The organism is Streptomyces sp. NPDC055254, assembly GCF_053606025.1.
This window is the reverse complement of sequence record NZ_JBSGQV010000022.1, coordinates 12705-39092: the sequence shown is the minus strand read 5'-3', so window position 1 is coordinate 39092 and position 26388 is coordinate 12705. Positions and strand designations below refer to the sequence as shown.

Sequence of the window (26388 nt, the reverse complement as noted above, 5' to 3'; positions counted from 1 at the left end):
CCCTTTTGTTTTGGTTGTCTTCTTACTTGTGCTCTTTCTCCCCCCCCCCACCCCCGCCCCCCCCCCGGGTGTGTTTTTTTCGCCGGGGGCCCGGCCCCGCGGTATTTCGCGGGGCCCACGGCCGTTGCTGTGCGCGCCCGTCTCCGAGTCCGAGGAGCTCCGCCGTGCCCGAGGGGCATACGATCCACCGCCTCGCCCAGGACCACGCCGAGCGGTTCGACGGCCGGCCGGTCCGGGTCAGCAGCCCGCAGGGCCGGTTCGCCGACAGCGCGGCGCTGCTCGACGGGCGCGAGCTGGAGAGCGCCGAGGCGCACGGCAAGCACCTCTTCCTGGAGTTCGGCGACGCCTGGATCCACATCCACCTCGGACTCTTCGGCAAGCTCGGCTTCGGGCCGGCGCCGGCGCCGCCCGCGACCGACACGGTCCGGCTGCGGCTGCTGAACGAGGAGCACTACGCCGACCTGCGCGGGCCCACCGCGTGCGCGCTGATCGGCGAGGGCGAGAAGAAGGCGATACACGACCGGCTCGGCCCCGACCCGCTGCGGCCGGCCGACGACCCCGGCCGGGCCTGGGCCCGTATCTCCCGCTCGCGCACCACCGTCGCCGCCCTGCTGATGGACCAGAAGGTCGTCGCCGGCGTCGGCAACGTCTACCGCGCCGAGGTCCTCTTCCGGCACGGCATCGACCCGTACCGGCCGGGCAAGGACCTGAAGCGCGCCGAGTGGGACGCCCTGTGGGCGGACCTGACCGAGCTGATGCGCGAGGGCGTGCGGAACAACCGGATCGACACCGTCCGGGACGAGCACCTGCCGGAAGCCATGGGCCGCCCGCCGAGGGTGGACGACCACGGCGGCGAGGTGTACGTATACCGCAGGGCGAACCTGCCCTGCCACATCTGCGGGGGCGAGATCCGCACCGCCGATCTCGCCGCCCGCAACCTCTTCTGGTGCCCCGCCTGCCAGTCCCGCTAGCGCGGAGCCGCCCGGTCCGCCGCGGCCCCGGCGTCCCGCGGGTGCGGCCGCGCCCGACATCGCCGGCCGGCGCCGCGCCGGGGAGGTCGGGTCAGCGTCCCGCACGCTCCCGGCGCTTGGCGGATTCGGACGCTCCCACCGAACGCCAGTTCCGGATGATCGAACCAGACATCCCGCCTATCCCTCCGCAATACGGGCGCCTCAAGGGCCACGGGGCCATCCTCATGGGGGCATTGCGACCGCGGCGCCGCGATTTCGGGCTCCCCCGGACCCCAGGTCCGGGGGTACCCCTGCGCATCCACAGCCAGGATGGATAGGGTCCCGAAGCAATGGCCGGAGCACGCGTGGAGACCCTTCTGGCCCGGATGCGCATGCGGTCGCACCGGGGGCGCACCGCCCTGCGCAAATCCGCCGTCGACTACTTCCGCGGCGACGGCTCCGACTGGCTCGCCTTCGCCGGGCTCCTGCTGACCGTTCCCGCCCTGGCCTGCGGCACGCTGATGATGCCGGTGTGGTTCGCGCCCTCCGCCCTCGTCCTGCCGATCGTGGCGGGCGGACTGCTCCTGCGGCCCGCCAGCCTGCTCGGGTTGTACGCGGCCGCCGCCGGCGCCCTGATCGTCGAGGCCCTCGTCCTCGGCCCCTACACCCTCGGGCCCGCCCGGGTCACTCCCGGCACCGTGCTCGTCGTCGCGGCCTGCGGGTTCTTCGGGCTCGTCATCGCCCAGTTCCGCAGCCGCGTCGGCGTGCCCTGGCGGCGCGGCGGCACCATGCTCTTCGACCTGCGCGAACGGATCCGGGTCCAGAGCAAGCTGCCCGCCCTGCCCCGCGGCTGGCACCGCGAGATGGCCCTGCGTCCGGCAGGCGGCCAGTCCTTCTCCGGCGACTTCGTCGTCGCGGCCCGGACGAACGGCGGCCGGACCCTGGAGATCGTCCTGACCGACGTCTCCGGCAAGGGCATGGAAGCGGGCTCCCGGGCCCTGCTGCTCTCCGGGGCTTTCGGCGGGCTGCTCGGCGCGCTGCCGCCGCACGGCTTCCTGCCCGCCGCCAACGGCTACCTGCTGCGCCAGGACTGGGACGAGGGCTTCGCCACCTCGATCCACCTGGTGCTCGACCTGCGGAGCGGCGACTACGAACTCCTGTCCGCCGGCCACCTCCCCGCCCTCCAGCTCTGCGCCGGCACCGGCCGCTGGCAGGAGAAGTCCGGCGAGGGCCCGCTCCTCGGCGTCTACGACGGCGCCGAGTTCTCCGCGGCCCGCGGCAACCTGCGCCGGGGCGACGTGCTGATGCTCTTCACGGACGGCCTCGTCGAGACGTCCGACCGGGACATCAGCGAGGGCATCGACCGGCTCACGGGGGAGGCCGACCGCTACGTCGCCGCCGGCTGGGAGGGCGCCGCCTGGCACCTCATCGAGAAGGTCGCCAAGGACGTCAACGACGACCGAGCGCTCCTGCTGATCCGCCGTTCCCTCTGATCTCCCCCCGGCCGGAGCGGGTTTGCCCCACTGACCCGTCCCGAGCTCAGGGCCCCGTCCGCCCGGGCCCGAGCGTCCGGTCCGAACCGCCCGGCCCACCCCGAGCGACCTGCCTCGACACGGAGCGGCCCGGGCCGGAACCCGAACCGAGCTGCACCGCGAGCTCGGCCACTCGGCTCGGATTGGACCGCCCCCGGGGCCCGCCTCGGGGCCTACCGTGCCCCCATGGACCCCATGCTCGCCGCCGACCTCGCCCGTCTCCCCGGCCTCCTCGACACCACCCGCCACGCCGCCGTCGAAGCCCTCGCGACGCTGGACACCCGCCCCGTCGTACCGCCGCCGCCCGCCGGAGACGACGCGCGTCCCGTCGTACCGCCGCCCGCCGCAGTTGACCGGCAGGACCGCCCCGAGGCCCGTCCCTCGGATTACCCCCACCCCCGCCCCCTCCCCGAACACGGCACCGGTACCGCCGCCGCCCTCGCCGCCTTCCAGGACCGCTGGGCCCCGCGCCTGTCGGCCTCCGCGGGCCCCCGCTACCTCGGCTTCGTCACCGGCGGAGCCACCCCCGCCGCCCTCGTCGGCGACTGGCTCACCGCCGTCCACGACCAGAACTCCAACTCCGCCCTCGACGGCGCCGGCCAGGACCTCGAACGCGAGACCGTCCACTGGCTCCGCCAGCTCTTCCACCTCGGCCCCGACCACACCGGAACCTTCGTCAGCGGCGCCACCATGTCCAACACCACCGGCCTCGCCATCGCCCGGGAATGGCTCGGCGAACGCCTCGGCGTCTCCCCGGCCGACGACGGCGCGGCCGCGCTCGGCCCGGTCCGCGTGCTCTCCGGCGCCCCGCACTCCTCCATCGCCAAGGCCCTCTCGATCCTCGGACTCGGCCGCAACTCCCTGGTCCCCGTACCCACCCTGCCCGGCCGGGAGGCCGTGGACCCGGCCGCCCTCGACCGCGCGCTCGCCGACACCCCCGGCCCGGCCGTGGTCGTCGCCAACGCCGGCACCGTCAACACCGTCGACTTCGACGACCTGCGCGCCGTCGCCGCGCTCAAGGACCGGCACGACTTCTGGCTGCACACCGACGCGGCCTTCGGCGCCTTCGCCGCGCTCTCCCCGGCCCACGCCCACCTCGCCGACGGCCTCGACGCCTCCGACTCCCTCTGCGTAGACCTGCACAAATGGCTGAACGTCCCCTACGACAGCGCCGTCCAGTTCACCCGCCGCCGCGACCTGCAGACCCGCGTCTTCCAGAACTCCGCCGCCTACCTCGGCCCGCTCGGCGAACACCCCGACCTCGTCCACCTCACCCCGGAGAACTCCCACCGGCTGCGCGCGCTCGCCGCCTGGTTCACCCTGCGCGCCTACGGCCGCGAGGGCCACCGCGAGATCGTCGAGCGCGACATCGACTGCGCCCGCGCACTGGGCGAGGAGCTGTCCGCCGACCCCGCCTTCCGGCTGCTCGCCCCGGTCCGCCTCAACGTGGTCTGCTTCACCCTCGCCGACGACCCCACCCCGGCCCGCCTGACGGCCCTGCGCGAGGCGGCGGCCGCCGAGGTGTTCGTCACTCCGACCGTCCACGCGGGAACCGCGGGCCTGCGCGCCGCGTTCTCCAACTGGCGTACGGCGCCATCCGATGTACGGAGGGCTGCGGCTGCCCTCCGTACAGCAGCGAGGGAGATCGCATGACGAGCAGCCCCCTGACCCTGATCGAGGTCGAGGCCCTCGCCCGCACCGCGCACGAGGGCCGGACCGACAAGGCGGGCCGCCCCTACGCCGAGCACCTCGCCGCCGTCGCCGAAGGCGTCCGCCTGCGCGGCGGCAGCCCGGAGCAGCAGGCGGCGGCCTGGCTCCACGACGCGATCGAGGACGAGGCCCTCAGCCTCACCTGGCTGGACGCCGCCGCCCTGCCGCAGCAGGTGAAGGACATGATCCTCGCGGTGACCAAGCGCCCCGGCGAACCGGTCGAGCAGTACGCGGCCCGCATCCTCGCCACCCCGGGCGCCCTGTTGGTCAAGGAGGCCGACCTCGCGCACAACGCCGATCCCGTACGCCTGTCCGTACTGGACGGCCCCACCCGCGAGCGGCTGTCCGCGAAGTACGCCCACGTCCGCTCCCTCCTCGGCCTCAGCGCGCAGTGACCTGGGCGATGCGTCCGAAATATGCCCCACGAACGTGTACTCGGCGCGAACGGAACAATGCCGATTCGTCACAGGGCGGATAGGCGGGGCCCGTTGGTGGGAGGATGGTCCATGTGGGTGTGCGTGGCCGTGCGCCCCGGGCCGACCAGGGGACGACCGAAGGTGTGATCAGTAGTGGCCATTTCGCTGTCAGTGGTGGTTCTGTTGGCGGTCATCCTGGTGGTGCTGATCCGTGGCAACCACATCAAGGCCGGGCCCGCCATCGTCGCGGCCCTCTTCGGGTTCTTCCTCGCGTCGAGCTCGATCGCGGACGACGTGAACCGATTCCTCAACTCCCTCGCGACGATGATCGCCAACATCAAGCTCTGACTCCGCCGGGAGCCGCCCGCGCGGGGTGGTTCCGGCGGAACTACTGCGTCCGCGCGGGGGAGTCGGAGACAATCCGCGGGGGTCCCTTCGCCACGTCTGCCCCCCTCACCTCCAGGAGCAGCCGGTGTCCGCGCAGGAAATCGACTTGACCCTCACCCCGCACCAGGCCACGTACGGCGTGATCCTCACCGTCGACCTCCCGACCGGCCCCGCCCGCGTACGCGTCCCCGCCTGCCGGGACGGCCAACTGGTCCGGACCCGCGTGGGCGACCGCGAGGTACTGCTGCGCATCCGGGTGGACCGGCCCGAACCGGCCGCGGCGCCCGCACCGCCGCCCTCGACGCCGAATCCGGCCCCGACCGCCACCCTCGCGGCCCCACTCCTCACGCCGCCCCCGCCGGTACCGGCGCCCCAACGCGGCGCCGCCGGATGCCTGGTGGGGCTCGGGCTCGTCGTAGCCGTGATCATCGGCGCCGTCCTGATCGGCTCGGGGGACGACACCGACGGCAAGGCCTCGGGCTCCTCCACCCCCACCTCCTCCACCCCCACCTCCCCGGCCGCCGCCCCGACGGACAGCTCCCCCAGCCCGGCCTCCAGCCCCTCCCCGGCCCCGGCCCCGGCCGACCCCGAACCGGAGCCGCCCCTCCCCACCCCGACCGCAGCGGCCCCCACCCCCCTCGACAGGGGCACCTGCCTCAACGGGACACTGCCCGACTCGACGACGGCGCAGCGCGTCGACGACGTGGAAGAGGTCTCCTGCTCGGCGTCAGACGCGCACTACCGCGTGATCGAGAGCATCCCCATGACCTCCGACATGAGCCGCTGCGACGACAACCCCAAGACGGAGTACGCCTTCTCCCACCGCTACACCCTCAACGGCGCGGTCATCAACGAATACGTCTACTGCCTGGTCGGCATCGGCTCCTACGCCCGCTGACGCCCGCACCGCCCCGCCCAACCTCGCTGCACCGCTGGGACGCGCCCGTACGCCCCGACAGCCTCCGCCGGGCACGCCAGGGGCACGCCTCGATCGCTACAAGGGGTCCACGACGGTGACTCCCGCCCGGAGCATGCGCGCGGTCACCTCGCCCGCCAGCGCGTCGTCGCAGATCAGGTGCACCATCGGCTGATCACCTTTGGTGGTCGGCAGGTAGCCCTCGCCGACCCGGTGCAGCTCCCACTGATCCCGCTCGGTGGTCCACATCGCCGCGTACTCGGACAGGGTGGCGGGAATCGAACCCGCGTAGCCGGTTTGGAACATCGCGTACCCGCCCACCCCATGACCGGCCACGCCGCTGACCTGCGCCTTCCCTGCCCTCGTGCCGCGGTTCCCCGCACCACCCCGCCATGCACCCGCCAGACGGGCACGCGGCGGGCAGGTCCCCTACCGGCGTTGCGGGTAAGGCGTAAAGATCGTCTGAGGTTCAGATGGATGCGGCTGGCCTGGATCAAGCCGTGGCAGTTCGTATTCAGGAACGAGGAAGCTGCTGTACGTCTCCGGAGCGGAAGACTCGCCCCAGCACACGGCGCCGGCGACTACGAACCCGCCCAGCAAGCGCTCACCGAGGACGAAGGCCCGCGCGTCATACCAAGGGCCTGTAACTGCTTCGCGCAATTCCGCCTCTTCCTCGCAGGAGGCGTCGCGGATGGTCAGCGAGGGGTAGTGCTCTCGGACGGATAGGGCGCTGACGTTCTTGAAGAGCACTTCGAGCGTTGTCGAGAGGCCCTGCTCGTCGTCTTGGTTCCCTCGGAGCAGCAGCTGACTGTGTCCGATGATGTAGGTGAACAACTGGACAGGCCGAGCAAAGTCCACTGGTAGATGGGTCAAAGCGACTTGTCGAGTCACTACTTGGTCTCCCGGACCCGCGAGAAGGACTGCGTCATCATCCCGGCACTTTACGCCTGAGGTGCGAGCGCCTTCCGGCAGGAGTCCGATAGGCGGGGTCAAAGGACGCCCAGAGACCGCTCAAGGCCTTCCATGACCGCGTTGTGGAAGGAGAGCTCGGCCGCCCGGCAGGGAGCGGTGATGAACATGCTCTGAGCCTCACCGAGGCCGCATCCGATGACCCGCATGGTCACCAGGACCGCATCCACCCCGTCACAGCAGATCTCCTTCGGGAACGCCTGTAGAGCCTCGCCGTCGTGGTTCTCCGCCCACAGGGGCATGCCGCGCCGTCACGGCCAGGTCGGCTATGCGAGCCTCACGTTCCGCGTCCACAGTGGCCTTCCTTCTCGCGTCCGGTCGACAGCTGGCGACCGACAGGGATCTCGTAGACGATCTCGCACAGCGCGGCGGGGATCACGATGTCCGCAGTCTCCACGGGCTGCCCTTGGTCGCTGTAGTACGTCCGCTGGATATGAGTCACCAGGGCCGCCTTCTGGATCCCGAGGAGCGATGCCTCCTCGGCGGTCGCCTGCCGGGGCTCCGGCTGCTCCACGGCGTGGCTGACGGTGATCCCGATCACGGCCATCCGGTTCACGACGCCGACGCCGGCATGCGGTCCACCCTCGGGCAGGACCACGAGCGTGCCGGCGGTGAGCTCGTACCCGGCCACTGCGGAGCATGTGGTGTCCACAGCCCTCAAGGTGGCGGAGGCCGTACGCACGGCACTGAAAACGCCGGCACGTGACTTCTGGGGCGACTACGTTCACATCTTCGCGATCTCCGGAAGGTCGCGGCTATGCCCGACCTTCCGGAGATCGACCTTCAGAGGGCTGCAGAGGGCCTTGCTCAGGCGGAGGCGGCCGAGGCTCAGCACGCGGCGCGGGAAGTCGTCCGGGCCGTGGCTGCCACAGCGCGTGAGGCGATCACCCAGACCCCGCTCTGGGGTGATCCGCTGGGCACTAACGAGGCTGCCAAGAGTGCACTGAACGTCACCCGCCGAGCCATCGTTTCGGCTGCGCTGTACACGACTGCCACACGGGCTCAACGCGCAACGTCGGCGCTCTTGGGGTCGTACGGGTATCTGTCGCGCAGGGAGCCGACCGCTCCCCTATCGGCGCGTGATGCAGTGGCTGTGGAGACCCTCGTGGCACGTGAAGTCGAGGGAGCCTTCGCGTCCGCGCTTCCGAAGGAGTTGCAGTACGTCCTCGCAGCCCCCTCCAGCGACGTGGTCTGGCGCCCGCGCCTGCATGAGTCGTCGGCATACGGCATGAATCTCTACCGCTGGAAGACGTGCCCCGCGTGCCCGGCCTGGGGAGACTTCTACGGCTATCTGGAGCCTGGTACGTGCAACGATTTCGAGTGCAACGGGGGTGGGTCCTACTGCGGGCAGCACGACGAGGGACCTCCCACGACGGCACACGCGCGAGCCTACGTCTGCCCGATGTGCTGCCTGGTTCTCGACACTGACCAAGAGTTGGAAGCGGCGTACATGGAGCTAGTCGCTCTCTACGAAAGCTAGCGAGGCCATGTGCCTTGGCGCAGGTCTCGCGCCTGAGCCAAGGCACATGCCTTACGCCCGCTTCGTCCCGAAGCAACTCGGATCTTCATCAGACCACTGTGCATCCTGCCTGTGGCCTGCGGTGGAGGTCCCTGATCGTCCGCAGGTGTCCGCCGTCGTTCACCGCGGTTGTCACGCAGATAGTCGCTCAGCGAGTTCCGCGGTAGCTGCCTACGGTTGCGCACTGCCATCCTGCGCTGGGACCGCCCACTCGATGGCCGACGGCGCACTTGCAGGGTGGTAGATGATCTTCGTGGGACGCTTGTCCTTGGGTACAGGGAATGGGATCTTTCCGCGCAGACAGTCTCCGGCTTTGACCACTGTGGGCATCGTTGGATACTCCGGTTTAGGCAAGTCGCCCCCGTTCAGGCCAGTTACCTGTATCCGAGTGCCGTCGGGGAAGGCCAGGGACCAAGGCTGTTGGTCACTCATGATGTCGGGCCCATGTCCGTTGCACACCTTCACGTCGACGGCAGCCCACACGCCGTTCTCCACACCGAGGCCTTCCCCTGGGGGCTCAACTCCCTTGACCGGCTGCTGGTAGGCCAGGACAACCGTCGTGCCACTAGCTGGTCCTTGGGTGTCTCCTCCCCACTTGGTTTCCTGGCCGAGTGGGAGTGGAGTGGCCGCTGTGCTTTGTGTTGAGCTCGGCAGCACCGCCCTTGACGGTGTGGTGCTACGGGTCACATCAGGTGAGTTCGTGGCTCCTGAGCATGCGGTCAGCCCAACGAGCAGGCATGTTCCGAGGGTGGCGGTACGGATGTGCATGGTCCCCCTAAGACGCTCTTGCATACGGGAGTGATCCTGCCGCTTGGTCGGTCCAGTGACTCCGGCATCGGGGAAATTGATGAGGTGAGCGCGGACCGAACCGTCGAGGATCGTGCCCTTTGCGTCTTGGGTGCTGGGCACCCCAGCACCCCGGCCTGAGCTGCGTGGTGCCCATAGTGTCTGACCGGAACTGAGACACATGGCCGAATCTGGGCCCAGGCTTCCCCCACCTCGGAAAGGGGAAGCCCATGGCAGCCCAGCTTGCTCCCTTGCTAGGCGCGGCGGGCGTAGGGAAGGGTATGAGGCTGGTGCTTGGGGTGACGAGACCATCAGTTGGACGTGCTGGTACGCATCCAGCCAGCAGCAGCTGCAGCACGACAGAAGACGTACGTTGAGCAACGGCGAAGCTGGAGCAGTCTCGGTGCAGTTCTGATGGTGGTGACCATCGCGCTACCACTCCTGTGGCTGCTGATCCTGACGCTCATTGTGTGTGGCATTGGGATTCATCAGACATTCCGCCCGCCAGAAGATGTGCCCCCAGACGCCGACGCTGCGTAGAGGGTCGGCCCCGCCACAGCAAGTCCCACCTCCCATCCCGTCTGCCGTCGACCCACACGTACGTGGAGCGGGCGCGGGCCCAGGGCCCGTGTCTGCTCGGCTTGCCTGGGTCGATGGCAGACGGGATGGGAGCCCCCACATGCACCAGAACGCACCGGCACTCGCGCACGGCGCCCCGGCCATCCCGGAGTCTGAGCGCCCCCGCCGGAGGCATCGCTTTGACGTGAGCTGAGCGGCAGTCCGAGCCGCTGCGGTTCTTCCCATCTACCCGAGCCGTCAGGCGTGCGGTCGGCGGTCGGGCTGGAGCGGGGCGGAGACAGGAGCGCAGGCCCTGGCGACGGGCCGCGCGCGCCGCGCTGTGCGCGGCGGGTGCCTTGATGAAAATTCTTACCGCGCATCCGCCTCGCTCCTCAAGCACCACCTGGAGCCGGCCCTCGGCTCCGTCAACCCGGCGGAGATCTCGCCACCCCTCGTACGCAGCCGGCGTGCCGACAAGCTCGCCGCCGGCACCGGGCCCACCACCGTCGCCAAGGCCTACGCCCTACTTCGCGCCATCCTGGGGACGGCCAGGTCCGACGAGCTGATCCGGCGGAACCCCTGTCAGGTCAAGGGCGCCAGCTCCGTGCACACCCCGGAACGCCCGACCGCCACGGTCAAGGAGGTCTACGCGCTGGCCGAGGCGATCCAGCCGCGCTACCGCGCCCTCGTCCTCATGGCCGGCTTCCTCGGACTGCGCTGGGGCGGCACGCCAGTGCGGATCCGGGACCGGCTGATTGCCGACGCGCTGAGCGGGCTCGTGAAGAAGGGCCGCAAGAGTAGGAAGAAGGAGGCGCAGGGCACGAAGGAAGATCCACAGCGGAAGAGGCGTGCCGGGGGCACAGAGAGCTGACCGCGGCCCCGGGAACGACGAAGGGCCAGGTTGAGGAAACATCCTCTGACCTGGCCCTTTGTGCTTCTGAGCGGGTGACGGGAATCGAACCCGCGTAGCTAGTTTGGAAGATCGCATACCCGCATCCCCCTTGACGTGGCAACTCTCCGACCAGCCCGAACAGGTGGCAGGCGCCGCAGCTCCCCGTGAGTCCCCGGTCGTGGCCACCCCATCAGGAACGTCAGGGGCACGCCCCGATCACTGCCAGACGTCCACCACGGTTACGCCTGCTTGAATCATTCGTCTGGTCACCTCGGTCGCCAGCGCATCGTCGCAGATCGCTTGCACCATTGGCGGATCACCTTTCGTGATCGGAAGGTAGACGTCGCCGACACGGCGCAGCTCCCATTGATCCCGCTCGGTGGTCCACATTGCTTCGAACTCCGACAGGTCGCTATCGCTCATGACTGCCCCCTTGGTGGCACCGTATCGCGCGATAGGGCAGAGCCGCCCCTGCCGGCCACCACAGGGCCCGCGTGACTCTCGTGCTGACGAGCCGTCCCGTCAGCTAGGTCCACTCCACGCTGCTAGCGGGCGTAGGAAAGGACCAGCACGGCCACTATCAGGACACCGAACCACAGGGGCACCCCGGCCTTCGTGTATCGACCCTTGCCGTCCCTGGCCTGCGGCCGTCGACGCCTCGCCATGTATGCCTCCTTGCTGGGCCCCTGTGGGTCCTCAGCACAGCGTGATGAAGGACCTTGAGGGCCGGCAGGCGTACGGCGGTCGCAGCAGGAGCATCGCGGGGCACATCGCAACACCCGGCACATGGGCCGGGTTGGAACAGGTGGAACGTATGGTCCTCGAAGCCGGGAGGCGCAGGCGGCTGAACATCACGTAGACGGTGCCGTGGGGCGTCTCGGTCTGGATGCTCTCCCGCTGATCCATGCCGGCACCGTGCCCTGGCAGCACGCGAGCAAGTCCTGAGCCGGGGAACAGCGATCTTGCCCGCCCCCTCTCGCCCTGCCGGCACGGGCAGGCCTCGTCATGGCCGGGGGTAGCGTGAAGGATCGGTTTCCGGCATGGGTGACCTGCTGAGCGTGACGTACACGGGAAATCTCTCGTAACCCACCTGGAAGTGCTGCCACTGATCGAGATCGTGGTTGGCGAACCGGTGCAGGTATTGGATGAAGAGCTCCAGCTCGTCGTCCGACAGGGGGTCGTCGTGCCTCTCGTTACGCATGCGCAGGAGCGTAGGCCACCGGGGTGTGAGCTCTCCGAGGGGCTGCCGGGCTAGTGACTGATTGGGACCTCGTAGACGATCTCGCACAGTGCGACGGGAATGACGATGTCCGCCGTCTCTACGGGCTGGCCTTGGTCGCTGTAGTACGTCCGCCGGATGTGGGTCACGAGAGCTGCCTTCTGGATGCCCAGAAGCGATGCCTCCTCGGCGGTCGCCTGCCGCGGCTCCGGCTGCTCCACGGCGTGGCTGACCGTGATCCCGATCACGGCCATCCGGTTCACGACGCCAACGCCGGCGTGCGGCCCGCCTTCCGGCAATACGACAAGCGTCCCCGCGGTGAGTTCGTACGGCTCCCAACTCGTCGACAACTGCACCGGCCGACCATCAGCAAGGAACTCGTAGACCGTACGCACGCACAGCTCGCCCTCGGCGGTCCCGAGCCGAGCGGCGATCTCAGCCGGGGCCGGCACCTTCGCTTCGGTGCGACTCTCCCAGTAGCCCTGCTTACCCAAAGCCTGCATGTCCGCCCGGAACGGAGAACCCCCCGGCTGCTCACGAGCCGAGGACCGAACGACCCGTACGCGCTGCCGCGGTTCCGCGACGTACGTGCCTGAACCCGCGCGACCTTCCAACACGCCCTGGGAGATCAGGAGCTCCTGTGCCCGGCGGACGACGTTCTCGCCAACCCCGCACTCCTCGGCGATCTGCGCTCGCGAAGGGAGCCGGTCACCCGCGTTCCAGTCGTGCTCCGCGATCCGCTGCCGCAGGACGTCGGCGATGCGGAGATAAGGCGGCTGCTCAGGCATGTAGAAAATCTAGTCCACTAGCTCTAATCTAGTTAACTAGCTTCACTCAACGTGTTCAATCGGCGACGGAGGCCCTCTGTGCCCGCTTCGAAAGCCAGGGCCGAGGACATCGCCTCCCGACTGTCCGCCCTGGGGCTGACAACGCGAGTGGAAGAGCACGCCCGCTACACGTCGATCGAATCGGAGGTACCGGAATCACTGCCCGCCGAATCGTGGCGGGAGGTCCTGGAAGTAGTCGCGGAGGCTGACCGATTCGGTCTCCTCGCCAGCAGCCTGACCGGCCGCACTCTCTGGGCCGCTGTACGCAAAGCGGTCCCCGCGACGGGCGACGTCCGGGGACCTGGCCATCAGCAATAGGAGCTGATCAGCATGTCGAACCGTACGATCCCCACCGCCGCCCGCACCAGTGGGCGCCCCCTCCGGCCGGCCTTACCACTCGGTGCGAATGCCACCCCCTACCGGTCGAGCTCGTGCGCGATCGGCACTCACCGCGATTGCGCGCAGTCGTCCCCGGGCACGGCACCCATCGGTGTACCCGTGATCTACGAAGCCTGCGACTGCCTCTGCCACGACACGGACAGCGGATCCCAGCTCCGGCGGGTGACCCCGTGAAGGGATGGACGCCCAGCGGCGCCCTCGCCACGAACGTCGAGATCACCGCGTCCACCGTCCAGCGCGGCGACGTTATTCAGATCGGCGGGCAACCGTGCCGCGTCATCGATCTGATCCAACTCCCCGCCAGCGCCAAGCGGCTCTGCTTCGAGTCGGGCGAGCTGCTGACAATGCACGCTCGAACCCGCTTCATCGCCCTTCGGATGCGGAGGAACTGGTGACCCAATCCGCACCGTCCCGCCGCCACGCCATCGCGGACGACCTCCGGAACCAGATCTCGACGGGCCGCTTGAAGGCCGGCGAACGCCTCCCCTCCGAAGCCCAACTAGCCGCCCGCTACGCGGTGAGCACACCCACCCTGCGGAACGCCCTCGCGCTCCTTCAGGCCGAAGGCCTCGTAGAGAAGATCCACGGCAGCGGCAACTTCGTCCGCCACCCGCTCCGCAGGACCACGTACCTCGGCGGCCGACACACGCCGAGCACACCGACCCCGGCCGAGGGGGCCCTCCACACCACCATCCGCGCCACCAACATCGGAGCGCACGGCCATCTGACGGCCCTCCTCAAGGTCTCGCCCCGCAGCCCCCTGACGGAATTCCTCTGCCTCAGCCACGAGGGCAAAACGCCGCACAGCTTGGCCCGCATCTACGTCCCCCGAGACCTGGCGCAGGCCGACGTACCGGAAAGACTAATAACCGCACGAGTGCCAGACCTGCGCCCACCGGTGTCCGTGGTCCAGGAAACGGTCAGCACCCGCCTCCCAACTCCAGACGAAGCGACGACCCTTCGCATCAGCCCGACCCTGGCCATCCTCTCGATCACACGCGTGGCAACCGACACCGCCGGCCGCGTAATCGAGGCGGCCCTCCTGGCCCTCCCCGGCGACCGCGCCGACGCAGTTTTCACCACGCACCACACGGCCGAAGCCAGGAGGGCGGAATGACGACACCCCACGATGAGCTGCGACTCTTGCCCTGGTCGGGCCCCGACGGCAAGCCCTGCTTCTTGAGCGCCGACGACAACGCCGGCTACCTGTCCCGTCTCGCCGACAACACCGAGGCGATGCAACTCGGCTTGGTCTCGGAACTCCTGGATCATGCCTTCGAAGGCCGCTGTCATGGGCCACAGCACCGCCCGCGCCGGGCTGATCTATCAGCACGCCAGTGCGGATCCGGGACCGGCTGATTGCCGACGCGCTGAGCGGGCTCGTGAAGAAGGGCCGCAAGAGTAGGAAGAAGGAGGCGCAGGGCACGAAGGAAGATCCACGGCGGAAGAGGCGCGCCGGGGGCACAGAGAGCTGACCGCGGCCCCGGGAACGACGAAGGGCCAGGTTGAGGAAACATCCTCTGACCTGGCCCTTTGTGCTTCTGAGCGGGTGACGGGAATCGAACCCGCGTAGCTAGTTTGGAAGACTAGTGCTCTACCATTGAGCTACACCCGCAGCGTGCGCGCCGCAGGTCCGGGGACCGGGGCACGGACAGCATCCTAGCGGGTCGTTCCCGGGGATCGCACACCGTATTCGCCGATGACGCGCGCGCCGCGCGCCGGGGTCGGCCGGAAGCCGTGGGGAAACTGAGCGCATCAGAGGGTCTCCGAGCATGTACCCTACGTGTCGCACCGACGGGGTGTGGCGCAGCTTGGTAGCGCGTCCGCTTTGGGAGCGGAAGGTCGTCGGTTCGAATCCGGCCACCCCGACCACCAGCAGTGCCTCGTACGCGTTCGGGCGAGGGCCACCACAAGATCGCGTTGTGGGCTGATTGCCGCTTGCGGTTACTATGCAAGCTGCGTGCCCGTGTGTCTGATGTACCGGGCCGAAGTCCGCTGAACCGCTGAATCACAGCGTGACGGCAGAATCCCCAGCAGTCAGCCACAAGGAGACCGAACCGTGAAGAGCGCCGTGGAGACCCTGAACCCGACTCGGGTTCGGCTCACTGTTGAGGTGCCCTTCGAGGAGCTCAAGGACAGCCTCGACGCGGCGTACAAGAAGATCAACCAGCAGGTCACGGTGAAGGGCTTCCGCAAGGGCAAGATCCCGGCCCGCGTCATCGACCAGCGCTTCGGCCGCGGTGCGGTGCTGGAGGAGGCCGTCAACGACGCCCTCCCGAAGTTCTACACCGAGGCCGTCAACGAGGCGGACCTGAACCCGCTGGGCCAGCCCGAGGTCGACGTCACGGAGCTGAAGGACGGCGAGCTGCTGGCCTTCACCGCCGAGGTCGACATCCGTCCCGAGATCGAGATCCCGGACTACTCCGGCATCGAGGTCGAGGTCGACGCCATCGAGGTGTCGGACGAGGACGTCGAGAAGTCGGTCGAGCAGCTGCGCGGCCGCTTCGCTTCCACCAAGGACGTCGAGCGCGCGGCCGAGGAAGGCGACGTCGTCACCATCGACCTGGAGGCCAAGGTCGGCGGCGAGGTGCTGGAGGACGGCGTCGCTTCCGACGTGTCCTACACCATCGGTTCGGGTGAGCTCCTCGACGGCATCGACGAGGCCGTCAAGGGCCTGGAGGCCGGCGGCGAGGCCACCTTCACCTCCCAGCTGAAGGGCGGCTCCGCCGAGGGCAAGGACGCCGAGGTCACCGTCAAGGTCACCAAGGTCGCCGCCCGTGAGCTGCCGGAACTGGACGACGAGTTCGCGCAGATGGCGAGCGAGTTCGACTCCCTGGAGGACCTCAAGGCGGACAGCCGCACGCGCCTTGAGAACATGAAGCAGTACGACCAGGCCACGCAGGCCCAGGAGCGCGTCCTGGAGAAGCTGCTGGAGCTCGTCGAGGTCCCGATCCCCGAGAAGCTCCTCGCGGACGAGGTCCAGACCCGCAAGCACAACCTGGAGCACCACCAGCTCGGCCAGATGGGCCTCACCATCGAGAAGTACCTGGAGATCCAGGGCAAGACGGTCGAGGAGTTCGACGCCGAGACCGCCGAGCAGGCGATCAAGGGCATCAAGACCCAGTTCGTCCTCGACGCGCTGGTCAACAAGGAGAAGCTGGGCGTCAACCAGGAGGAGCTCACCGAGCACCTCATGCGCCGCGCCGCCTCCTCCGGCATGTCCCCCGACCAGTTCGCCCAGGCCGTCGTCGAGGGCGGCCAGGTCCCGATGCTGGTCGGCGAGGTCGCCCGCGGCAAGGCCCTCGCGGTCGTCGTCGAGGCCGCCAAGGTCGTCGACACCAACGGTGAGGTCGTCGACCTCTCCGACGACGAGGACGAGACCGAGGCGGCCGCCGACGCCGCCGAGGTCGTCGAGGCCGCCGCCGAGGGCGACGCCGACGAGCAGGCCGAAGAGGCCAAGTAACACTCCGGGCGAAGCCCGCTGAGCAGTGCCACGAAGGGCCCGGACGCCGTCGCGTCCGGGCCCTTCCGCGCGGTCCGTCAGGGCCCCGCTACCTTGCGCTCCCAGCGAACAGTTCGGGAAGCGGGATGGTGTTGTCCGACCTGCGCGTTAGGGTCCATGAATACGAGGGCACGGGAGTACCCGGATGCAAGCGGACTTGTCCGCACCGCCCGGGCCGCGCCCCAGAACGAGACGCTGAGACGGCACATGGCCGTCGGAGACGATCAGGTGGATACGTGACGAATCTGAAGCCTTACGCCGCGGGTGAGCCGGCCATCGGTGGCGGCCTCGGCGACCATGTCTACAACCGGCTGCTCGGCGAGCGGATCATCTTCCTCGGGCAGCAGGTCGACGACGACATCGCGAACAAGATCACCGCACAGCTCCTCCTCCTGGCCGCCGAGCCGGAGAAGGACATCTACCTGTACATCAACAGCCCCGGCGGCTCCGTGACGGCGGGCATGGCGGTCTACGACACCATGCAGTACATCCCGAACGACGTCGTCACCATCGGTATGGGCATGGCGGCCTCGATGGGCCAGTTCCTGCTCACCGGTGGCGCCAAGGGCAAGCGCTTCGCCCTGCCGAACACCGACATCCTGATGCACCAGGGCTCCGCGGGTATCGGCGGCACCGCCTCGGACATCAAGATCCAGGCCCAGTACCTGCTGCGCACCAAGCAGCGGATGGCCGAGATCACCGCGTTCCACTCGGGCCAGACTGTCGAAGCGATCATCCGCGACGGCGACCGCGACCGTTGGTTCACCTCCGAGGAGGCCAAGGAGTACGGCCTGATCGACGAGATCATCTCGGCCGCGTCCAACGTTCCGGGCGGCGGCGGCACCGGGGCCTGATCCCGGTACCCACCGCAGTATCAGCAGCCGACAGCCCGCAGAACGCCACAGGATGGTGAACACCCAGATGTACATGAACAACCTCTCTCCCGCGAGCGGCCTCTACACGGGCGCTCAGGTGGACAACCGGTACGTGATCCCGCGCTTCGTCGAGCGCACCTCGCAGGGCGTGCGCGAGTACGACCCGTACGCGAAGCTCTTCGAGGAGCGCGTGATCTTCCTCGGCGTGCAGATCGACGACGCCTCCGCCAACGACGTCATGGCGCAGCTCCTGTGCCTGGAGTCGATGGACCCGGACCGCGACATCTCCATCTACATCAACAGCCCCGGTGGCTCCTTCACCGCGCTGACGGCGATCTACGACACGATGCAGTTCGTGAAGCCGGACATCCAGACGGTCTGCATGGGCCAGGCGGCCTCCGCCGCCGCCGTCCTGCTCGCCGCCGGCACCCCCGGCAAGCGCATGGCCCTGCCGAACGCCCGCGTGCTGATCCACCAGCCGTCCGGCGGCACCGGCCGCGAGCAGCTCTCCGACCTGGAGATCGCGGCCAACGAGATCCTGCGCATGCGCGACCAGCTGGAGTCCATGCTGGCCAAGCACTCGACCACCCCGCTGGAGAAGATCCGCGAGGACATCGAGCGCGACAAGATCCTCACGGCCGAGGACGCGCTGGCGTACGGCCTGATCGACCAGATCATCTCGACCCGCAAGAGCTCGGCCTGATCCTTGCCGCACGTTGGCGTGGACACGATGCCGCATTCGGCGATGTGAACCACGTCAAGGGGGCCCCGCACGGGGCCCCCGGCAAGGTACCGTCGGATATGAGGCACCAGGAGCGCTGAACCAGGCGTCTCCCAGGCGAAGGGGAAGCACCTCGTGGCACGCATCGGTGACGGCGGCGACTTGCTCAAGTGCTCGTTCTGCGGAAAGAGCCAGAAGCAGGTGAAGAAGCTCATCGCAGGACCCGGTGTGTACATCTGCGACGAGTGCATCGACCTCTGCAACGAGATCATCGAGGAGGAGCTCGCCGAGACCTCCGAGGTCCGGTGGGAGGAACTCCCCAAGCCTCGTGAGATCTACGAGTTCCTGGAGAGCTACGTCGTCGGCCAGGAGCCGGCGAAGAAGGCGCTCTCCGTCGCGGTGTACAACCACTACAAGCGCGTCCAGGCCGGTGAGAACGGCGGCGCGCAGGGCCGGGAAGACGCGATCGAGCTCGCGAAGTCCAACATCCTGCTGCTGGGCCCCACGGGTTCGGGCAAGACCCTCCTCGCGCAGACGCTCGCGCGCATGCTGAACGTCCCGTTCGCCATCGCCGACGCGACCGCGCTGACGGAGGCCGGCTACGTCGGCGAGGACGTCGAGAACATCCTGTTGAAGCTGATCCAGGCGGCGGACTACGACGTCAAGAAGGCCGAGACCGGGATCATCTACATCGACGAGATCGACAAGGTGGCCCGCAAGAGCGAGAACCCGTCGATCACGCGCGACGTGAGCGGCGAGGGCGTGCAGCAGGCGCTCTTGAAGATCCTGGAGGGCACGACCGCCTCCGTTCCGCCGCAGGGCGGCCGCAAGCACCCGCACCAGGAGTTCATCCAGATCGACACGACGAACGTGCTCTTCATCGTGGGCGGCGCCTTCGCCGGCCTGGAGAAGATCATCGAGTCGCGCGCGGGTGCCAAGGGCATCGGTTTCGGGGCGACGATCCGCTCCAAGCGCGAGATCGAGGCCAGCGACCAGTTCCAGGAGGTCATGCCGGAGGACCTGGTGAAGTTCGGGATGATCCCCGAGTTCATCGGCCGTCTGCCCGTGCTCACCTCGGTGCACAACCTGGACCGCGAGGCGCTGCTCCAGATCCTGATCGAGCCGCGCAACGCGCTCGTGAAGCAGTACCAGCGGCTGTTCGAACTCGACGGTGTCGAGCTGGACTTCGAGCGCGGGGCCCTGGAGGCCATCGCGGACCAGGCCATCCTTCGCCAGACGGGCGCCCGCGGTCTGCGCGCCATCATGGAAGAGGTCCTGATGTCGGTGATGTACGAGGTGCCGTCCCGCAAGGACGTGGCCCGCGTGGTCATCACGGCGGACGTGGTCCGCTCCAACGTCAACCCGACGCTGGTGCCGCGGATCGTCCCCAAGGACCAGGGACCGCACGAGAAGTCCGCGTGACCGCCGACGCGTGACCGCCGAGCGGTAGACGAGCGGAAGGGGCGCCCCCGTCGGGGGGCGCCCCTTCCGCTCGTCCCGCTGCTTCCCGCCGCGCCTTCTACTTCTTGACGCGGGAGGTGTTGTAGAGCTTCGCGGTGAAGTCCGCGGTCTGCTCCAGGGTGTAGCCAGACTTGCCGGCGATCATGGAGGCCATCTCCATCGCGGTGACCGTGCCCAGGGTGCTGTAGTCACCCCAGATGCAGATCGGGAGCGTGAACTCCTTGGGGCCCTTGGTCGACGGGTCCTTCGAAGTGAACTTGGCTTCCTGGCACTTCATCACGGCGCCCTTGAAACCTGCCGGCTTCATCGTCTTGGGGCTTCCGATGAGGTCGACCGTGGTCTTGCTGTCGCCCTTGGTGGCTTCCAGCTTGGCCAGTGCGAAGTAGGCGTCCACGGACTTCTCCGGGTCCGCGAGCTCCCCGTAGACGCCCGAGAAGTTGAGGAGCTTGCCGGCCAGCGGGTTCTTCGGGTCGCCGGACTGGTACGTCATGCCCACCTGGGTGGGGTTCTTGACGCCCACCCCCTCGGCTTCCTTCTTGTCCTTCTCGCTGAACTGCGGGTCCTTGTGCTTCGGGTCCTTCTTGAAGTCGTCCACCGCCTCGGGGGCGACCAGCTTGTAGCCCTTCGTGTCGGCGGAGATGGCGCTGCTGCTGCCGCTGCCGATGAAGTACCAGCCACCCCCCGCGATCACCGCGACCGCGAGGACGGAGCACAGGACGACGAGGCCGGTCTTCGACTTCTTCGGCGGCTGCTGCTGCGGGTAGCCGTAGGCCGGGGGCTGCTGCTGGGGGTATCCCTGCGGCGGCACCCCCGGCTGCTGCGGGTACCCGTATCCGGGCTGCGCGGCGGGCTGGCCGTAGGGCCCCGGCGGCGGGGGCTGCTGCCCGTACGGACCGGGCTGCTGCGGCTGCTGTCCGTACGGCCCCGGCTGCTGCGGCTGCTGCCCGTACGGCCCCGGCTGGTTGTAGCTCATCCCGCGTCCCCCCATGAGGTTGTTTATACGTCCCACACATCCTGGCGGAAGCGCGCGGCCCGGAGGGCGCCGGGCCCCGGGAGAACCGGTTTCATGACTGGACTGTTACCGCTCTAAACTGTGGCTCGTGACCGAGAACACGCAGACACCCAGTGGCCCCAACTCCGAACTGCCGACCCAGTACGCGCCGGCCGAGGTAGAGGGGAAGCTCTACGAGCGCTGGGTGGAGCGCGGTTACTTCACGGCGGATCCCAAGAGCGAGAAGCCCGCGTACACCATCGTCATCCCGCCCCCGAACGTCACCGGCTCCCTGCACCTGGGGCACGCCTTCCAGCACACGCTCATGGACGCCCTGACCCGTCGCAAGCGGATGCAGGGTTACGAGTCGCTCTGGCTGCCCGGCATGGACCACGCCGGCATCGCCACCCAGAACAAGGTCGAGCAGCAGCTCGCCGAGGAGGGCAAGTCCCGCCACGACCTGGGCCGCGAAGAGTTCGTCGAGCGGGTCTGGCAGTGGAAGGAAGAGTACGGCGGCAAGATCCTCGGCCAGATGCGCCGCCTCGGCGACGGCGTCGACTGGTCGCGCGAGCGGTTCACGATGGACGAGGGGCTGTCCAGGGCAGTCCAGACGATCTTCAAGAAGCTCTTCGACGACGGTCTCATCTACCGCGCCGAGCGCATCATCAACTGGTGTCCGCGCTGCCTGACCGCCATCTCGGACATCGAGGTGGAGTACCAGGAGGACGCGGGCGAGCTCGTCTCCATCACGTACGGCGAGGGCGAGGACACCCTGGTCGTCGCGACGACCCGGGCCGAGACGATGCTCGGTGACACGGCCGTCGCCGTCCACCCGGACGACGAGCGGTACGCCCACCTCGTCGGCAAGCAGATCAAGCTGCCGCTGACCGACCGGACCATCCCCGTCGTCGCGGACACGCACGTCGACCCGGAGTTCGGCACCGGCGCCGTCAAGGTGACGCCCGCGCACGACCCGAACGACTTCGCCATCGGGCAGCGCCACGGCCTCCCCAACATGACGATCATGGACGAGCACGGTGTCATCACCGTCCACGGCCCCTTCCTCGGCCTGGACCGCTACGAGGCGCGTTCCGCGGTCGTCGGAGCCCTGCGCGAGCAGGGCCGCATCGTCGCGGAGAAGCGCCCGTACCTGCACTCCGTCGGGCACTGCTCGCGCTGCAGCACCACCGTCGAGCCGCGGCTGTCCCTCCAGTGGTGGGTCAAGGTCGAGACGCTGGCCAAGGCCGCCGGCGACGCGGTCCGGGACGGGCGGGTCTCGATCCACCCCGAGGAGATGTCCAAGCGCTACTTCGACTGGGTCGACAACCTCAACGACTGGTGCATCTCGCGCCAGCTGTGGTGGGGCCACCGGATCCCGGTCTGGTACGGCCCCGCCGGCGAGGTCGTGTGCGTCGGTCCCGACGAGCAGCCGCCCGCCGGCGAGGGCTGGACGCAGGACACCGACGTCCTGGACACCTGGTTCTCCTCCGGTCTGTGGCCCTTCTCGACGCTGGGCTGGCCGGAGAAGACGCCGGACCTGGAGAAGTTCTACTCCACCGACGTCCTGGTCACCGGCCACGACATCATCTTCTTCTGGGTCGCCCGGATGATGATGTTCGGCCTGTACGCCATGGACGGCGAGGCCCCCTTCAAGACGATCGCGCTGACCGGCCTGGTGCGCGACGAGCGCGGCAAGAAGATGTCGAAGTCCTTCGGCAACGTCGTCGACCCGCTGGACTGGATGGACAAGTACGGCTCCGACGCCGTCCGCTTCACCCTGGCCAAGGGCGCCAACCCCGGCACCGACGTCCCGATCGGCGAGGACTGGGTCCAGGCGTCCAGCAAGTTCGCCAACAAGATCTGGAACGCCACTCGCTTCGCGCTGATGAACGGCGCGACGATCGAGGGCGACCTGCCCCCCGTCGAGCAGATGTCGGCGACCGACCGCTGGATCCTCTCGCGTCTGAACAAGACCGTCGCGCAGGTCGACGCGTACTACGAGGACTTCCAGTTCTCCAAGCTCAGCGAGTCGCTCTACCACTTCGCGTGGGACGAGGTCTTCGACTGGTACGTCGAGCTGTCGAAGACGACCTTCTTCGCCGGCGGCGAGCAGGCCAAGGTCTCCGCCCGGGTCCTCGGCGAGGTCATCGACGTCATGCTGCGCCTGCTGCACCCGGTGGTCCCGTTCGTCACCGAGACCCTGTGGACCACGCTGACCGGCGGCGAGTCCCTCGTGGTCGCCGAGTGGCCCGAGGACAGCGGCTTCCGCGACGACGCCGCCGAGGCCGAGATCGAGAGCATCCAGACGCTCACCAAGGAGGTCCGGCGCTTCCGCAAGGAGCAGGGCCTCGACGACAAGCAGAAGGTCCCGGCCCGCCTGGAGCTGGCCGGTACCGTGCTGGCCGCCCACGAGGCAGCCATCCGCCAGGTGCTGCGCCTCCAGCCCGAGGGCGACGCCTTCAGCGCCACCGCGACCCTGCCGGTCGCCGGCGCCACCGTCGCGCTCGACCTGTCGGGCACCATCGACGTGGCCGCCGAGCGCAAGCGCCTGACCAAGGACCTGGGCGCCGCGGAGAAGGAGAAGCAGCAGGCCGAGGCCAAGCTGGGGAACGAGGCGTTCATCGCCAAGGCCCCGGACAACGTCGTGGACAAGATCAAGGGCCGTCTGGCCAAGGCCGAGGCGGACATCGCACGGCTCCGGGCCCAGCTGGACGGCCTGCCGGCGGCCTAGCTCCGGCCGGGCCGGGCGCAGGACGGCGCCCGCCGACCCGAGACGGGCCCCCGGCGGGGAACGCACGGGGCGAAGGCCCCCGCATCGACCGACGGTGTGGGGGCCTTCGCCGTGCTCGTACCGGTCCGGGTGGTGGCGCGTCCTTCGTGGAGTGCCTCATCTCACCCGTCGCGCGGTACGCGGTCGAACCGATCGAGGACGCCGACCACGGATGATGGAGGGCATGCACGTCAAGCCCGCCGTGCCGGCGCTCCGCCGGGTCATGGCCAACGGCCGCCGGCTGGCCGACGACTGGGCGGGCTCCCCCCGAGCGCTTGACGTGCTCACGGCGCTCAGTTGCCTCGCCCTGATGGCACTGGACCTGCCCGGTCTCGCCGCCGCCGACAACTCGCTGAACGGCCCGCTGGCCGCCGTCGTCCTCGCCGCCGGCTGCGCCACCCTGCTGATGCGGCGCCGGATGCCGTGGATCTCGTACCTGGCCGCGCTGCTCCTCATCGGTTGGCTGCACGAGCTGACCCTGGTCCAGTTCGCGCTCTACTCGGTCGGCCGCCACCGGGGCCGCCGGGCCGGAGTCCTCGCCACCCTCGGCTACGTCGCCTTCGCGCTGGTGATGTTCTGGGTGCCGGGCCGGCCCGATCCCACGGGGGAGACCCTCAGCTCCTTCCTCAGCGTGGTCGTGCCCGTCGGGGTCCTCGCCTCGGCGGTCGGCATCGCCGCCTACCGGCGCGACCTGGTGGGGGAGCTCACGGCCCGGCGGGCCGAGTCCGCCGTGCTCCGTGCCGTCGAGCAGGAGCGGAACTCCGTGGCACGTGACGTCCACGACTTCGTCGGGCGGGAGCTGACCCTGCTGACGGTGCGTTCCGAGGTGCTGTCGACGCGGGCGCGCGAGACGGCGTACGCGAAGGACTTCGAGGAGCTCGCCGACACCGCGCGCCGGGCCCATCTCGTGCTCAACGACATCATCGTGCAGCGCGGGGAGCGGCCCGCGACCCCGGGCGTGGACGGGCTGCGGGCGCTCGCGGAGGAGAGCGGCCGGGCCGGTTCACCCGTACGGCTCGCCATGGACCCGGATGTGCGGGGGCTGTCCCCGCTGCGCCAGGCGGCGGTCTACCGGGTGGTGCAGGAGTGCCTGACGAACGCGGCCAAGCACGCCCGCGGAGAGACGGTCGAGGTGTCGATCACCGCTGACGGCCCGCAGCTGCGGATCGCCGTGAGCAACGGCCTGCCCGCCGGGGCCCAGGGCCGCGCCCCCGTCTCGGCGGGCTCGGGCACGGCGAGCATGTCCGAGCGCGTCCGCAGCCTGGGCGGGACCCTGACGGCCACCCGTACCGAGGAGAGGTACGTGGTGCTGGCGACCTTCCCGCGCGGCTGAGACCGGACCGGCGTACGGGCGGGCCACCCGTACGGGCGGAGGTTCCGAAACGCCCGGCCGGAAGTCCCGACGGTCCGCGTCCGTAGACTGGTCTGCGTGAGTGACCAGCAGCCCGAAAGCCACGACCGCGACGACTTCGACGGTGCCGAGATCGCCGGCGACCGTTCCGGCGCGTTCGACGAGTTCGACCAGATCGTGGCGGAAGAGTCCGACCGCGACCCCGACCTGGCGGTGATCGAGGCCGGCAGCCGCACCCTGCGGGCCCAGGCCGGCCCGCCCCAGGGCGACCCGGTGCCCGGGGCCCCCGCCGACCCGGAGGTGGCGAAGGCGCTGCTGGAGGTGGAGCAGGAGCTGGGCACCCGCTGGGGCGAGACCAAACTGGAGCCGTCCGTGTCGCGCATCGCGGCCCTGATGGACCTACTGGGCGAGCCGCAGCGCGCGTACCCCTCCATCCACGTGACCGGAACCAACGGCAAGACCAGCACGGCCCGCATGATCGAGGCCCTGCTGAACGCCTTCGAGCTGCGCACCGGCCGCTACACCAGCCCGCACGTGCAGTCGATCACCGAGCGGATCAGCCTCGACGGGGCGCCGATCACCCCCGAGCGGTTCGTGGAGACGTACCACGACATCAAGCCGTACGTGGAGATGGTCGACGCCGCCCAGGAGTACCGGCTGTCGTTCTTCGAGGTGCTCACCGGGATGGCGTACGCGGCATTCGCGGACGCTCCCGTCGACGCCGCCGTGGTCGAGGTCGGCATGGGCGGCAGCTGGGACGCGACGAACGTGATCGACGGCGTGGTCGCCGTGGTCACGCCGATCAGCCTGGACCACACGGACCGGCTCGGCTCCACCCCCGGCGAGATCGCCCAGGAGAAGGGCGGCATCATCAAGCAGGGCGCCACCGTGATCCTGGCGCAGCAGCCGGTGGACGCGGCGCAGGTGCTGCTGAAGAAGGCCGTCGAGGTCGACGCGACGGTGGCCCGCGAGGGCATGGAGTTCGGCGTCGTCGCGCGCGAGGTCGCGGTCGGCGGACAGCAGCTGACGCTGCGCGGCGTCGGCGGGGAGTACGAGGACGTCTTCCTGCCCCTGTACGGCGCGCACATGGCGCACAACGCGGCGGTGGCCCTGGCCGCCGTCGAGGCGTTCTTCGGCGTCGGCCAGGAGCACGCCCGGGTGCTGGACGTGGACACCGTGCGGAAGGCCTTCGCCTCGGTGGCTTCGCCCGGCCGCATGGAGGTCGTGCGGCGCAGCCCCACGGTGGTCCTGGACGCGGCGCACAACCCGGCGGGCGCGGCGGCCACCGCGGACGCGGTCACCGAGTCGTTCGGTTTCAGCCGGTTGATCGGGGTCGTGGCCGCGAGCGAGGGCAAGGACGTCCGCGGGGTGCTGGAGGCCTTCGAGCCGATCTTCGCGGACGTGGTGGTCACGGAGAACTCCAGCCACCGGTCGATGGGCGCGGACGAGCTGGCGGCCGTGGCCGTCGAGGTGTTCGGCGCGGACCGGGTGCAGGTGGAGCCGAGGCTGGACGACGCCCTGGAGGCGGCGATCACCCTGGCGGAGGAAGAGGCCGAGTACGGAGGGGCCGGTGTGCTCGTGACCGGTTCCGTGATCACGGTGGGCGAGGCCCGCCTGCTGCTGAAGAGGGGCTGAGG

The 26388-nt window shown here is 69.3% G+C and carries 27 protein-coding genes, 3 tRNA genes and 1 pseudogene; 20 read left to right on the top strand and 11 right to left on the bottom strand.

All coding sequences use genetic code 11. The features are described 5' to 3' along the window. Positions 1-164: 164 nt before the first annotated feature. The 6 genes from ACWFQ8_RS21115 (at position 165) to ACWFQ8_RS21090 (ending at position 5893) form a co-directional block, all read left to right on the top strand. Entirely contained in the window at positions 165-971 is an 807-nt protein-coding gene (locus ACWFQ8_RS21115; protein WP_453787788.1) for an Fpg/Nei family DNA glycosylase, read from the top strand. A 329-nt stretch (positions 972-1300) separates the two neighbouring features. Further along, positions 1301-2443, top strand: coding sequence for a PP2C family protein-serine/threonine phosphatase (locus ACWFQ8_RS21110; protein WP_453787787.1), 1143 nt, complete (start codon positions 1301-1303; stop codon positions 2441-2443). Between the two features lie 225 nt (positions 2444-2668). Continuing rightward, complete coding sequence (locus tag ACWFQ8_RS21105; protein WP_453787786.1) at positions 2669-4135, top strand: pyridoxal phosphate-dependent decarboxylase family protein; 1467 nt, start codon at positions 2669-2671, stop codon at positions 4133-4135. Next, positions 4132-4587: an HD domain-containing protein gene (locus ACWFQ8_RS21100; RefSeq protein WP_453787785.1), complete on the top strand. Its 456-nt coding sequence runs from the start codon at positions 4132-4134 to the stop codon at positions 4585-4587. Before ACWFQ8_RS21105 ends, ACWFQ8_RS21100 begins: the two co-directional genes overlap by 4 nt. A gap of 174 nt (positions 4588-4761) precedes the next feature. Beyond that, positions 4762-4956, top strand: coding sequence for a hypothetical protein (locus ACWFQ8_RS21095; RefSeq protein ID WP_150519620.1), 195 nt, complete (start codon positions 4762-4764; stop codon positions 4954-4956). A gap of 124 nt (positions 4957-5080) precedes the next feature. Next, positions 5081-5893 (top strand): LppU/SCO3897 family protein, encoded by an 813-nt coding sequence (locus tag ACWFQ8_RS21090; RefSeq protein ID WP_453787784.1) that lies wholly within the window; start codon positions 5081-5083, stop codon positions 5891-5893. 96 nt (positions 5894-5989) lie between these two features. Here the strand turns inward: ACWFQ8_RS21090 and ACWFQ8_RS21085 are convergent, their stop codons facing one another. The 5 genes and pseudogenes from ACWFQ8_RS21085 to ACWFQ8_RS21065 all read right to left on the bottom strand — a co-directional run. Then, positions 5990-6217: a hypothetical protein gene (locus tag ACWFQ8_RS21085; RefSeq protein WP_453787783.1), complete on the bottom strand. Its 228-nt coding sequence runs from the start codon at positions 6215-6217 to the stop codon at positions 5990-5992. After that, a tRNA-OTHER gene (locus ACWFQ8_RS21080) sits at positions 6172-6273 on the bottom strand. Before ACWFQ8_RS21080 ends, ACWFQ8_RS21085 begins: the two co-directional genes overlap by 46 nt. 67 nt (positions 6274-6340) lie before the next feature. Next, complete coding sequence (locus tag ACWFQ8_RS21075; RefSeq protein WP_453787782.1) at positions 6341-6745, bottom strand: hypothetical protein; 405 nt, start codon at positions 6743-6745, stop codon at positions 6341-6343. 155 nt (positions 6746-6900) lie between these two features. Continuing rightward, entirely contained in the window at positions 6901-7122 is a 222-nt protein-coding gene (locus tag ACWFQ8_RS21070; protein WP_453787781.1) for a hypothetical protein, read from the bottom strand. A 35-nt stretch (positions 7123-7157) separates the two neighbouring features. Beyond that, positions 7158-7502: pseudogene (locus ACWFQ8_RS21065) on the bottom strand (UTRA domain-containing protein); the annotation flags it as partial. A 135-nt stretch (positions 7503-7637) separates the two neighbouring features. Here ACWFQ8_RS21065 and ACWFQ8_RS21060 point away from each other — a divergent pair. Both ACWFQ8_RS21060 and ACWFQ8_RS21055 read left to right on the top strand, forming a co-directional pair. After that, entirely contained in the window at positions 7638-8360 is a 723-nt protein-coding gene (locus ACWFQ8_RS21060; RefSeq protein WP_453787780.1) for a hypothetical protein, read from the top strand. A gap of 1723 nt (positions 8361-10083) precedes the next feature. Then, positions 10084-10614 carry a hypothetical protein gene (locus ACWFQ8_RS21055; protein WP_453787779.1) on the top strand — a complete coding sequence of 177 codons (531 nt, stop codon included), beginning with the start codon at positions 10084-10086 and terminating at the stop codon, positions 10612-10614. Between the two features lie 237 nt (positions 10615-10851). Here the strand turns inward: ACWFQ8_RS21055 and ACWFQ8_RS21050 are convergent, their stop codons facing one another. The 4 genes from ACWFQ8_RS21050 to ACWFQ8_RS21035 all read right to left on the bottom strand — a co-directional run bounded on the left by ACWFQ8_RS21050 (position 10852) and on the right by ACWFQ8_RS21035 (position 12642). Continuing rightward, positions 10852-11058, bottom strand: coding sequence for a hypothetical protein (locus ACWFQ8_RS21050; RefSeq protein ID WP_453787778.1), 207 nt, complete (start codon positions 11056-11058; stop codon positions 10852-10854). 273 nt (positions 11059-11331) lie between these two features. Next, a complete protein-coding gene (locus ACWFQ8_RS21045; protein WP_453787777.1) occupies positions 11332-11541 on the bottom strand; it encodes a hypothetical protein in 210 nt (69 codons plus the stop codon). Positions 11542-11638: 97 nt separating this feature from the next. After that, a complete protein-coding gene (locus ACWFQ8_RS21040; protein WP_453787776.1) occupies positions 11639-11836 on the bottom strand; it encodes a hypothetical protein in 198 nt (65 codons plus the stop codon). 50 nt (positions 11837-11886) lie between these two features. Beyond that, positions 11887-12642, bottom strand: a complete 756-nt coding sequence (locus ACWFQ8_RS21035) for a GntR family transcriptional regulator (RefSeq protein WP_453787775.1) — start codon at positions 12640-12642, stop codon at positions 11887-11889. A 78-nt stretch (positions 12643-12720) separates the two neighbouring features. Between ACWFQ8_RS21035 and ACWFQ8_RS21030 the strand changes: the two genes are divergently transcribed. The 4 genes from ACWFQ8_RS21030 (at position 12721) to ACWFQ8_RS21015 (ending at position 14439) form a co-directional block, all read left to right on the top strand. Beyond that, entirely contained in the window at positions 12721-12999 is a 279-nt protein-coding gene (locus ACWFQ8_RS21030; RefSeq protein WP_453787774.1) for a hypothetical protein, read from the top strand. 251 nt (positions 13000-13250) lie between these two features. Further along, positions 13251-13475: a hypothetical protein gene (locus tag ACWFQ8_RS21025; RefSeq protein WP_453787773.1), complete on the top strand. Its 225-nt coding sequence runs from the start codon at positions 13251-13253 to the stop codon at positions 13473-13475. Continuing rightward, entirely contained in the window at positions 13472-14197 is a 726-nt protein-coding gene (locus ACWFQ8_RS21020) for a GntR family transcriptional regulator (protein WP_453787772.1), read from the top strand. The genes ACWFQ8_RS21025 and ACWFQ8_RS21020 overlap by 4 nt, the downstream gene beginning before the upstream one ends. Beyond that, complete coding sequence (locus ACWFQ8_RS21015; RefSeq protein ID WP_453787771.1) at positions 14194-14439, top strand: hypothetical protein; 246 nt, start codon at positions 14194-14196, stop codon at positions 14437-14439. Before ACWFQ8_RS21020 ends, ACWFQ8_RS21015 begins: the two co-directional genes overlap by 4 nt. Positions 14440-14624: 185 nt before the next feature. Here ACWFQ8_RS21015 and ACWFQ8_RS21010 read toward each other — a convergent pair. Beyond that, a tRNA-Gly gene (locus ACWFQ8_RS21010) sits at positions 14625-14695 on the bottom strand. 180 nt (positions 14696-14875) lie between these two features. Here ACWFQ8_RS21010 and ACWFQ8_RS21005 point away from each other — a divergent pair. From ACWFQ8_RS21005 to clpX, 5 genes are all read left to right on the top strand, one after another. After that, positions 14876-14952, top strand: a tRNA-Pro gene (locus tag ACWFQ8_RS21005). 187 nt (positions 14953-15139) lie between these two features. Next, complete coding sequence (tig, locus tag ACWFQ8_RS21000) at positions 15140-16543, top strand: trigger factor (RefSeq protein WP_453787770.1); 1404 nt, start codon at positions 15140-15142, stop codon at positions 16541-16543. 275 nt (positions 16544-16818) lie between these two features. After that, positions 16819-17436, top strand: coding sequence for an ATP-dependent Clp protease proteolytic subunit (locus ACWFQ8_RS20995; RefSeq protein WP_453787769.1), 618 nt, complete (start codon positions 16819-16821; stop codon positions 17434-17436). Between the two features lie 52 nt (positions 17437-17488). Next, complete coding sequence (locus ACWFQ8_RS20990; protein WP_453787768.1) at positions 17489-18160, top strand: ATP-dependent Clp protease proteolytic subunit; 672 nt, start codon at positions 17489-17491, stop codon at positions 18158-18160. Between the two features lie 153 nt (positions 18161-18313). Then, the gene (gene clpX, locus ACWFQ8_RS20985) at positions 18314-19600 is read left to right on the top strand and encodes an ATP-dependent Clp protease ATP-binding subunit ClpX (RefSeq protein WP_384538810.1); all 1287 of its coding nucleotides are present in this window, start codon (positions 18314-18316) and stop codon (positions 19598-19600) included. 97 nt (positions 19601-19697) lie between these two features. On the opposite strand, the gene ACWFQ8_RS20980 is transcribed toward clpX, so the two are convergent. Then, on the bottom strand, positions 19698-20627 hold the full coding sequence (locus ACWFQ8_RS20980; protein ID WP_453787767.1) for a hypothetical protein: 930 nt from the start codon (positions 20625-20627) through the stop codon (positions 19698-19700). A gap of 112 nt (positions 20628-20739) precedes the next feature. Here ACWFQ8_RS20980 and ACWFQ8_RS20975 point away from each other — a divergent pair, with 112 nt between their 5' ends. From ACWFQ8_RS20975 to folC, 3 genes are all read left to right on the top strand, one after another. After that, positions 20740-23361 (top strand): valine--tRNA ligase, encoded by a 2622-nt coding sequence (locus ACWFQ8_RS20975; RefSeq protein WP_453787766.1) that lies wholly within the window; start codon positions 20740-20742, stop codon positions 23359-23361. Positions 23362-23584: 223 nt separating this feature from the next. Beyond that, a complete protein-coding gene (locus tag ACWFQ8_RS20970; protein WP_453787765.1) occupies positions 23585-24733 on the top strand; it encodes a histidine kinase in 1149 nt (382 codons plus the stop codon). A gap of 96 nt (positions 24734-24829) precedes the next feature. Next, complete coding sequence (gene folC, locus ACWFQ8_RS20965; RefSeq protein WP_453787764.1) at positions 24830-26386, top strand: bifunctional tetrahydrofolate synthase/dihydrofolate synthase; 1557 nt, start codon at positions 24830-24832, stop codon at positions 26384-26386. The last annotated feature ends 2 nt before the right edge of the window (positions 26387-26388 follow it).